The organism is Pseudomonas indica NBRC 103045 (genome assembly GCF_002091635.1).
Classification (GTDB): domain Bacteria; phylum Pseudomonadota; class Gammaproteobacteria; order Pseudomonadales; family Pseudomonadaceae; genus Pseudomonas_M; species Pseudomonas_M indica.
Window position 1 is genome coordinate 239,114 of record NZ_BDAC01000007.1, and the last position, 9,415, is coordinate 248,528.

Consider the following 9,415-nt stretch of genomic DNA (forward strand, 5'->3'; position numbering starts at 1 on the left):
GAGAATGCCCATGCTGGACGAACTCCTCCAACGTGTGCGCACCTATTCGCCACGCCTCTTGGAGACGGACCGCAGCTTCCCCGAGGCGGCGGTCCTCGTGCCCATCACCCGCAGCGACGAACCCGAGCTGGTGTTGACTCTGCGCGCCAGCGGCCTTTCGACCCACGGTGGGGAAGTCGCCTTCCCGGGCGGACGCCGCGATCCCGAAGATCCCGATCTCATCCGTACCGCCCTGCGCGAGGCGGAAGAAGAAATCGGCCTGCCGCCGGGTCTGGTGGAGGTCATCGGCCCCTTGAGTACGCTGGTATCGCGACACGGGATCAAGGTGACGCCCTACGTCGGGCTGGTGCCCGACTACGTCGAATACCAGGCCAACGACGGTGAGATCGCCTCGGTATTCAGTGTGCCGCTATCGTTCTTCCGTGAAGACCCGCGGGAGGTCACCCATCGCATCGATTACCTGGGACATAGTTGGTATGTGCCCAGCTATCGTTTCGGCGAGTACAAGATCTGGGGCCTGACGGCGATCATGGTGGTGGAGTTGGTGAACCTGCTCTATGACGCCGATATCCAGCTGCACCGAGCCCCGAAAACCTTTATCAAACTGAGCTGAGCCTGCCTGAGAGGAAGCGCTGATGAAATATCGCCTGGGAGACGCCCGCGTCGATACCCATCCGGACAGTTGGATCGCACCCAATGCGACCCTGGTCGGCAAGGTCAGGCTGGAGTCCGGCGCCAGTGTCTGGTTCGGTGCCGTGCTGCGCGGCGACAACGAGCTGATCCATATCGGCGAGAACAGCAACGTGCAGGATGGCACCGTGATGCATACCGACATGGGCTATCCGCTGACTATCGGTAAAGGCGTGACCATCGGTCACAACGTCATGCTGCATGGCTGTTCGGTGGGCGACTACAGCCTGATCGGCATCAATGCCGTGGTGCTCAACGGGGCGAAGATCGGCAAGTACTGCCTCATCGGTGCCAACACCCTGATTCCCGAAGGCAAGGAAATTCCCGACGGCTCGCTGGTCATGGGCTCGCCGGGCAAGGTGGTGCGTGAGCTGACCGAGCAACAGAAGAAAATGCTCGAAGCCAGTGCCGCTCACTATGTGCACAACGCCCAGCGCTACGCGCGTGATCTGGCGGAGCAGGACGACTGATGGAGCGCGAGCTGCCCGTCGCCTCGCCTTGCGTGCACGTCTGCGCGCTGGATGATGACGACATCTGTATCGGCTGCCAGCGAACGATGGCCGAAATCACTCGCTGGGGACGCATGGACAACGACGAGCGTCGCCAAGTGCTGGTCCGTTGCCATGAGCGAGCCCGGATAAAGGGCCAGTTGCTCTCCTGACGCGCTTCGCCTTCTCTTTATTTCAATGCGCCGAGTCGCGCACCGTTCCAAAGGAAAACGTCATGCCCCGTATTGGTACCCCCTTGTCGCCGAGTGCGACCCGTGTCCTGCTCTGCGGCTCCGGTGAGCTGGGCAAGGAAGTGGTCATCGAACTGCAGCGCCTGGGTGTCGAAGTGATCGCCGTCGACCGTTACGCCGACGCGCCGGCCATGCAGGTCGCCCATCGCAGTCATGTGGTCAACATGCTGGATGGCGCCGCGCTGCGTACGGTGATCGAGCGGGAGCAGCCGCACTACATCGTCCCTGAAATCGAAGCCATCGCCACGGCCACGCTGGTCGAGCTGGAGGCCGAGGGTTTCACCGTGATTCCCACCGCCAGGGCTGCGCAATTGACCATGAACCGCGAAGGCATCCGTCGCCTGGCTGCGGAGGAGTTGGAACTGCCGACCTCGCCGTACCATTTCGCCGACAGCTTCGAGGACTATCGTGCGGCTGTGGAAGATCTGGGCTATCCCTGCGTGGTGAAGCCGATCATGAGTTCGTCCGGCAAGGGGCAGAGCCTGCTCAAGGGGCCTGACGATCTCCGGGCGGCCTGGGACTATGCCCAGGAAGGCGGGCGCGCCGGCAAGGGGCGGGTGATCGTCGAGGGGTTCATCGATTTCGACTACGAGATCACCTTGCTGACCGTCCGGCACATCGGTGGCACCGATTTCTGCGCGCCGGTCGGCCATCGCCAGGTCAAGGGCGATTACCATGAGTCCTGGCAGCCCCAGGCAATGAGCCCGAAGGCGCTGGCCGAGTCCGAGCGCATTGCCCGTGCGGTCACCGAGGCGCTGGGCGGGCGCGGTCTGTTCGGTGTCGAGTTGTTCGTCAAGGGTGATCAGGTCTGGTTCAGCGAGGTTTCGCCACGCCCCCACGATACCGGGCTGGTCACGCTGATTTCCCAGGACCTTTCCGAGTTCGCTCTGCATGCGCGAGCCATTCTGGGATTGCCGATTCCCGCGATTCGTCAATTGGGACCGTCGGCTTCGGCCGTGGTGCTGGTGGAAGGGGAGTCGAAACAGGTGAGTTTCGGCAACCTGGCGGCGGCGCTGAGCGAACCGGATACCGCGTTGCGTCTGTTCGGCAAGCCGGAGGTAGCCGGGCAGCGGCGCATGGGTGTTGCCCTGGCGCGCGACACGTCAGTGGAGTTGGCGCGGGCCAAGGCGACCCGCGCGGCTCGAGCGGTGAACATCGACCTGTGAGCCGGTGGCACGGCTTGGCCTGGTGGGCGGCGGCACTGCCGGCGCTGCCGATCGCCTTGTTGCTGGCCGTTCGAACCCACCGTCAGGCCTTGCGATTGGCACCGGCAGCCGGTCCGGTCAGTGGGCGGGCCGGCATGGGCTTGGAAGGTGATCCCTTGCGCTTGCTGGTGCTGGGGGAGTCGACGGTGGCGGGTGTCGGGGCATCCTGCCTCGAGTATGCGTTGGCCGGTCGGCTGGCGGCGGAATTGGCCGAGCGCTATCGCCGGCCGGTGCATTGGCTGGCCTGCGGAGAAAACGGCATCACGGCGCACGAGGCCTGTGAGCGTCTGTTGCCCCGGGTTCTGGAAGAGCCGGTCGATCTGGCGTTGCTGGTTTTCGGTGTCAATGACACCACCCACCTCAGTCCGGCGTCGCAGTGGAGATCGGCATTGGAAACGATGGCGACGAGCCTGGCGAAGCGGGGTGCCCGCGTCGCGTTCAGCAGCGTTCCGCCGCTCCAGCATTTCTTCGCCTTGCCCTGGTTGCTGCGGCGGCTGCTGGGTGCGCGGGCCAGGCTACTCGATGCTCAACTGCGTGAGGTGGCTCAGGCGTCCGGCACGGTCTATTGCCCGATGACGCTGGAGTTCGTCCGAGGTTACCTGGCAGTGGATGGCTATCATCCGTCCAGTCTGGGCTATCGCGTGTGGGCGCAGGGGCTGGCGCAGTTGCTCAGTCCTGTTCGGGTCGATTGACCTTCACTTCCCAGACTCGCACCGTCTTCACCCGGTTTTCCGCCGCCTGGAGGATTTCCAGCCGGTAAGGGCCGATCTTCAGGCAGACGCCGCTATCGGGAATGCTTTCCAGGGCCTCGGTGACCAGGCCGTTGAGTGTCTTCGGGCCGTCGCAGGGCAATTGCCAGCCGAGCGCTTTGTTCACTTCGCGGATATAGGCGGCGCCATCGATGACCTGGGTGCCGTCCTCCTGGGGGTGGATATCGGGGCTGCGCAGGGCGTCCTGATTGCTGAACTCGCCGACGATCTCTTCGAGGATGTCTTCCAGGGTCACGATGCCGAGCACGTCGCCATATTCGTCGACGACAATACCGATGCGGCGCTTCTGCTTCTGGAAGTTGATCAGCTGGGTCGAAAGGGGTGTGTTTTCCGGCACGAAATAAGGCTCGTGGCAGGCGGCCCTCAGCGACTCCTTGGTCAACTGGTTGTGGGTAAGCAGGCGGGCGATCTGACGCATGTGCACCACGCCTTCGATCTGGTTGATATCGTTGCGGAACACCGGAAGCCGGGTATGGGTGGTGGTACGCAACTGCGTGACGATATCGTCCAGATCGTCTTCCAGATTGATCCCGGTGACTTCGCTGCGCGGAATCATGATGTCGTCCACCGTAACCTTTTCCAGGTCGAGGATGCCGAGCAGCATGTTCTGTCGGTTGAGTGGCAATTCATGGCCGGACTCGCGGACCACGCTGCGCAGTTCCTCGGTGGTCAGCGCGTCGTTGCCCTTGCTCGCCGGGTCGATGCCGAACAGGCGGAGCAGGCCGTTGCTGACCCAGCCAAGCGCCAGTACCAGCGGATAGAACAGCTTGAGCAGCAACAGCAGCGGCAGGCTGGCGGGATAGGCGACGCTTTCCGGCTTGAGCGCGGCGAGGGTCTTGGGCGTGATTTCGCCGAAAATCAGCAGAGCGATGGTCAGCCCTACGGTGGCGATGGCGATACCGGCTTCGCCCCAGAGTTGCAGGGCCAGCACGGTGGCGATCGACGAGGCGAGGATATTGACGAAGTTGTTGCCGATCAGAATGGTGCCGAGCAGGCGGTCGGGGCGGCTGAGCAGGGCGCTGGCACGCTTGGCACCACGGTGCCCCTCTTTGGCCAAGTGTTTCAACCGGTAGCGGTTGAGGCTGAGCATGCCGGTCTCGGAGCTGGAGAAGAACGCCGAACAGACCAGCAGGAAGACTAACAGGCCGAGCAGGAAGCCAGGATGTACGTTTTCCACGGGCGGTGGCCTAGATATCTAAATGTGCAGGATGAATTCGCGCACCAGCTTGCTGCCGAAATAAGCCAGCATCAGCAGGCAGAAGCCCGCCAGTGTCCAGCGGATCGCCTTGTGTCCGCGCCAGCCGAGCTGATGGCGTCCCCACAGGAGCACCCCGAAGACCAGCCAGGCTACGCAGGCGAGCAGCGTCTTGTGTGCCAGATGCTGGGCGAACAGGTCCTCAAGGAACAGCCAGCCGGACAGCAGCGACAGCGAGAGCAGGCCCCAGCCAGCCCAGAGGAAGCCGAACAGGAGGCTTTCCATGGTCTGCAGCGGGGGGAAATTGCGGATCAGTCCGGAGGGGTGCTTGTGCTTGAGTTGGTGATCCTGCAAAAGGAGCAGCAACGACTGGAACATGGCGATGGTGAGCATGCCGTAGGCCAGGATCGACAGCAGGATGTGCGCCAGGATGCCCGGTTCTTCGTTGATCGGCTGGATCGTTCCCGAGGGCATGAATTGCGCCAGCAGCGCCGTCAGCGCGCCGAGCGGCAATAGCAGAAGCAACAGGTTCTCCACCGGGATTCGCGCGCAGGCCAGCAGTGTCAGGGCGATCACCGCGGCGGCAATCAGGCTGGCGGCGTTGAAGAAGTCCAGGTTGAGCCCGTTGGGGGTCAGCAATTGGTTGTACAGGCCGACGGCGTGGGCAAGCAGTGCGAGGATGGCCAGGAGAGCCAGCAGGCGCCGGTCCGGCACCTCGCGGCGGGCCAGGCGGAGTCCTTGGTAGGCGGTGGCGCCGGCGTACAGGCAGGCGGCCGCGAGGCTGGGCAGCAGAGGGTGCATAAATCCGTATAAGACGAGCCCGAAAGGGCGTGAGTGTGGCATAGAACCCTCGTCTCACGAAAGACTTCAGGCGGTGTCGGTGATCCCAGGTCTTCGCTATAATCCGCGCCCTGCCGCAAGATCACCTCGGTTCAATAGAGTCCGAAAGGAACGCGCATGTTCGAAAATCTTACCGATCGCCTCTCGCATACCCTGCGTACCGTCACTGGCAAGGCCAAGCTGACCGAGGACAACATCAAGGACACCCTGCGCGAAGTGCGCATGGCCCTGCTCGAGGCCGACGTGGCGTTGCCGGTGGTCAAGGACTTCGTCAACCGGGTGAAAGACCGTGCGGTCGGCACCGAAGTCTCGAAGAGCCTGACGCCAGGACAGGCGTTCGTGAAGATCGTCCGGGCCGAGCTGGAAGCGCTGATGGGCGCCGCCAACGAGGATTTGGCACTGAACGTGGCGCCGCCAGCGGTAGTGCTAATGGCTGGCCTGCAGGGTGCGGGCAAGACCACCACGGTCGGCAAGCTGGCGCGCTTCCTCAAGGAGCGCAAGAAAAAGTCGGTTCTGGTGGTGTCCGCCGACGTCTACCGGCCGGCGGCCATCAAGCAGTTGGAAACCCTGGCCAACGACCTCGATGTGACCTTCTTCCCCTCCGACACCAGCCAGAAGCCGGTGGCCATCGCCGAAGCGGCGATTCGCGAGGCGAAACTCAAATTCATCGACGTGGTGATCGTCGACACTGCGGGTCGCTTGCACATCGATGCCGACATGATGGCCGAGATCCAGGCGCTGCATGCGGCGGTCAAGCCGGCCGAGACGCTGTTCGTAGTCGACGCCATGACCGGCCAGGACGCCGCCAACACCGCCAAGGCCTTCGGCGAGGCCCTGCCGCTGACTGGCGTGGTACTGACCAAGGTGGACGGCGATGCGCGTGGTGGTGCGGCTCTGTCGGTGCGCGCGATCACCGGCAAGCCGATCAAATTCATCGGCATGGGCGAGAAGAGCGATGCGCTCGAGCCTTTCCATCCGGACCGGATTGCCTCGCGCATCCTCGGCATGGGCGACGTGCTCAGCCTGATCGAGCAGGCCGAGCAGACGCTCGACCGGGAAAAAGCCGAGAAGCTCACCAAGAAGCTGAAGAAGGGCAAGGGTTTCGACCTCGAAGACTTCCGCGACCAGTTGCAACAGATGAAGAACATGGGCGGGCTGGGCGGCCTGATGGACAAGCTGCCGCAGATTGGCGGCATGAATCTGGCGCAGATGGGTGGCGCCCAGGGCGTGGCGGAAAAGCAGTTCAAGCAGATGGAAGCCATCATCAACTCCATGACGCCCGCCGAGCGCCGCGATCCCGAGATGATCAGCGGCTCGCGCAAGCGCCGCATCGCTCTCGGTTCCGGCACCCAGGTGCAGGACGTCGGCCGGCTGATCAAGCAGCACAAGCAGATGCAGAAGATGATGAAGAAATTCACCGCCAAGGGCGGCATGGCCAAGATGATGCGGGGTATGAGCGGTATGTTCCCCGGTGGCGGCATGCCCAAGTTCTGATGGCGTGACGCCCCGGTGCGCCGGCCGTTTCCGGCCGCACCGATGGGCGGCGGAAAAAGAGATTTGCAAACGGCTGGATAATCCTTAGAATATGCGGCCTTTCGGGCCCAGGGCCCAGTGTGCAATTTGGTTTTGCAAGCACCGACTACAGGAACGATGTTCTCATGGTAACCATTCGTCTCGCCCGTGGCGGCTCCAAGAAGCGCCCCTTCTATCACCTGACCGTGACCAACAGCCGCAATGCGCGCGACGGTCGCTTCGTAGAGCGTATCGGCTTCTTCAATCCGGTCGCCTCGGGTGCCGAAGTGAAGCTCTCCGTCAATCAGGAGCGTGCCAACTACTGGCTGAGCCAGGGCGCACAGCCGTCTGAGCGCGTTGCTCAGCTGCTGAAGGAAGCTGCCAAGGCCACTGCCTGAGCAGCATGAACGCGACGCCGGTTTCCGAGGAGCTGATTGTCCTCGGCAAGATCACTTCGGTGCATGGCGTTCGCGGCGAAGTGAAGGTGTATTCCTTCACCGATCCGATCGACAACCTGCTGGACTATCGCCGCTGGACGCTTCGGCGCGACAGCGAGACGCGGCAGGTTGAAGTGAGCGGGGGCCGCCTCCAGGGCAAGGTTCTGGTGGCGAAGCTTAAAGGGCTCGATGACCGTGAAGAGGCACGTACTCTTGCGGGCTTCGACATTTGCGTGCCCCGTGGCGAACTTCCGGGCCTGTCCGAGGGCGAGTACTACTGGTACCAGCTCGAAGGGCTCAAGGTGATAGACCAGGCCGGGCAACTGCTCGGGCGTATCGATCATCTGCTGGAAACCGGCTCCAACGATGTAATGGTGGTCAAGCCCTTCCCGGGCAGTCTGGATGATCGCGAGCGCCTGTTGCCCTATACGGAGCAGTGCGTGCTGTCGGTTGACCTGGAAGCCGGGGAAATGCGGGTGGACTGGGATGCGGACTTCTGACCATGAGGGTCGAGGTCATTAGCATCTTCCCGGAGATGTTCGCCGCCATCAGCGAGTACGGCATTACCAGCCGTGCGGTGAAGCAGGGGCTGCTGCAGCTGACCTGCTGGAACCCGCGGAGCTTTACCGAGGATCGCCACCAGACAGTGGATGACCGCCCGTTCGGCGGTGGACCCGGCATGGTGATGAAGATTCAGCCTCTGGAGCGTGCACTGGCAGCAGCCAGGCAGGCGGCCGGGGAGACGGCGAAGGTGATCTACCTGTCGCCGCAGGGTCGCCAGTTGAAGCAGGCGGCCGTGCGCGAACTGGCGCAGGAGCAGGCAATGATCCTGATCGCCGGTCGCTACGAAGGTATCGACGAGCGCTTCATCGAGGCGCACGTCGACGAAGAATGGTCGATTGGCGATTACGTTCTGTCCGGTGGCGAGCTGCCGGCGATGGTGCTGATCGATGCGGTGACCCGTTTGTTGCCCGGTGCATTGGGCCATGTGGATTCCGCCGAGGAGGATTCGTTTACCGACGGCCTGCTCGACTGCCCGCACTACACCCGACCCGAAGTGTACGAAGGCAAGCGTGTTCCTGAGGTGCTGCTCAGCGGCAATCACGAACACATCCGGCGCTGGCGTTTGCAGCAGTCCCTTGGAAGGACCTACGAACGTCGCGCTGATCTTCTGGATAGCCGCTCGCTTTCTGGAGAAGAGCAAAAGCTGTTGGCGGAATATCTTCGCCAGCGGGACGATAGTTAACGTATCGATGGCAAACCTGTGGGTTTGTCTTAGGAGCACTCAGATGACCAACAAGATCATTCAGCAGCTCGAAGCCGAGCAGATGAACAAAGAAATTCCGGCTTTCGCCCCGGGCGACACCGTTATCGTTCAAGTGAAAGTGAAGGAAGGCGACCGTCAGCGTCTGCAGGCTTTCGAAGGTGTGGTCATCGCCAAGCGTAACCGTGGCCTGAACAGCGCGTTCACCGTGCGCAAGATTTCCAGCGGCGTCGGTGTCGAGCGTACCTTCCAGACCTACTCCCCGCTGGTCGACAGCGTGAGCGTCAAGCGTCGTGGCGACGTGCGCAAGGCCAAGCTGTACTACCTCCGCGACCTGTCCGGCAAGGCGGCTCGCATCAAGGAAAAGCTGGCCTGATCCGGCGCTCCTTCAGAAAAAGCAGCCTCCGGGCTAATGCCAGTCAGTTAAGCTGACTGGCATTTTTATTTCTGGGCGGATACTTGGAGGGTTTTGGCCTGACCGCTCGGGGGTAACACCGATCCTCCCGCCGATGCGGCAGCACGTAATGCATGGCTGACGCATGCAGTTCTGCCAAGTATTTGGGGATGTTGCCCGGATGCCGTAGGGAAAGGCCATTGAGTAACCCGAGGATCGCCCAGGTGCAGGCGGTGAAGCTCATCTCGCAGGGGTAGATGCCGGGACAATGGCGACTCATTTCCAGCATCTGGTAGCGCAGCAGGTTGTAGCCCAGCAGTACTCCCCAGAGCTCTTGCTCGATCATTTCCGGCGTCTTGCTGCGCAACG

Annotated in this window: 12 protein-coding genes and 1 pseudogene; 10 read left to right on the forward strand and 3 right to left on the reverse strand. The window is 62.5% G+C overall.

From position 1 onward, the window contains the following. The first annotated feature begins 10 nt into the window (after positions 1-10). From PIN01S_RS11245 to PIN01S_RS11265, 5 genes are all read left to right on the forward strand, one after another. Positions 11-613, forward strand: coding sequence for a CoA pyrophosphatase (locus PIN01S_RS11245; protein ID WP_084335772.1), 603 nt, complete (start codon positions 11-13; stop codon positions 611-613). A 22-nt stretch (positions 614-635) separates the two neighbouring features. Continuing rightward, positions 636-1,160: a gamma carbonic anhydrase family protein gene (locus tag PIN01S_RS11250; protein WP_084335752.1), complete on the forward strand. Its 525-nt coding sequence runs from the start codon at positions 636-638 to the stop codon at positions 1,158-1,160. Then, positions 1,160-1,351: a DUF1289 domain-containing protein gene (locus tag PIN01S_RS11255; protein WP_084335753.1), complete on the forward strand. Its 192-nt coding sequence runs from the start codon at positions 1,160-1,162 to the stop codon at positions 1,349-1,351. The genes PIN01S_RS11250 and PIN01S_RS11255 overlap by 1 nt, the downstream gene beginning before the upstream one ends. Positions 1,352-1,413: 62 nt before the next feature. Beyond that, a complete protein-coding gene (gene purT, locus PIN01S_RS11260; protein ID WP_084335754.1) occupies positions 1,414-2,595 on the forward strand; it encodes a formate-dependent phosphoribosylglycinamide formyltransferase in 1,182 nt (393 codons plus the stop codon). Beyond that, positions 2,592-3,326, forward strand: coding sequence for an SGNH/GDSL hydrolase family protein (locus tag PIN01S_RS11265; RefSeq protein WP_084335755.1), 735 nt, complete (start codon positions 2,592-2,594; stop codon positions 3,324-3,326). Before purT ends, PIN01S_RS11265 begins: the two co-directional genes overlap by 4 nt. On the opposite strand, the gene PIN01S_RS11270 is transcribed toward PIN01S_RS11265, so the two are convergent. Continuing rightward, positions 3,304-4,581: an HlyC/CorC family transporter gene (locus PIN01S_RS11270; protein ID WP_084335756.1), complete on the reverse strand. Its 1,278-nt coding sequence runs from the start codon at positions 4,579-4,581 to the stop codon at positions 3,304-3,306. The genes PIN01S_RS11265 and PIN01S_RS11270 overlap by 23 nt on opposite strands. 18 nt (positions 4,582-4,599) lie before the next feature. After that, a complete protein-coding gene (locus tag PIN01S_RS11275) occupies positions 4,600-5,400 on the reverse strand; it encodes a cytochrome C assembly family protein (protein WP_084335757.1) in 801 nt (266 codons plus the stop codon). 156 nt (positions 5,401-5,556) lie between these two features. Here PIN01S_RS11275 and ffh point away from each other — a divergent pair, with 156 nt between their 5' ends. The 5 genes from ffh to rplS all read left to right on the forward strand — a co-directional run bounded on the left by ffh (position 5,557) and on the right by rplS (position 9,028). After that, a complete protein-coding gene (gene ffh / locus PIN01S_RS11280; protein ID WP_084335758.1) occupies positions 5,557-6,933 on the forward strand; it encodes a signal recognition particle protein in 1,377 nt (458 codons plus the stop codon). A gap of 164 nt (positions 6,934-7,097) precedes the next feature. Beyond that, a complete protein-coding gene (gene rpsP, locus PIN01S_RS11285; protein ID WP_084335759.1) occupies positions 7,098-7,349 on the forward strand; it encodes a 30S ribosomal protein S16 in 252 nt (83 codons plus the stop codon). 5 nt (positions 7,350-7,354) lie between these two features. Then, entirely contained in the window at positions 7,355-7,888 is a 534-nt protein-coding gene (gene rimM, locus PIN01S_RS11290) for a ribosome maturation factor RimM (RefSeq protein WP_084335760.1), read from the forward strand. A 2-nt stretch (positions 7,889-7,890) separates the two neighbouring features. Further along, positions 7,891-8,634, forward strand: a complete 744-nt coding sequence (gene trmD, locus PIN01S_RS11295; RefSeq protein WP_084335761.1) for a tRNA (guanosine(37)-N1)-methyltransferase TrmD — start codon at positions 7,891-7,893, stop codon at positions 8,632-8,634. A 43-nt stretch (positions 8,635-8,677) separates the two neighbouring features. Continuing rightward, positions 8,678-9,028 (forward strand): 50S ribosomal protein L19, encoded by a 351-nt coding sequence (gene rplS / locus PIN01S_RS11300; RefSeq protein ID WP_084335762.1) that lies wholly within the window; start codon positions 8,678-8,680, stop codon positions 9,026-9,028. Between the two features lie 43 nt (positions 9,029-9,071). On the opposite strand, the pseudogene PIN01S_RS11305 reads toward rplS, so the two are convergent. Continuing rightward, positions 9,072-9,415: pseudogene (locus PIN01S_RS11305) on the reverse strand (IS4 family transposase); the annotation flags it as partial.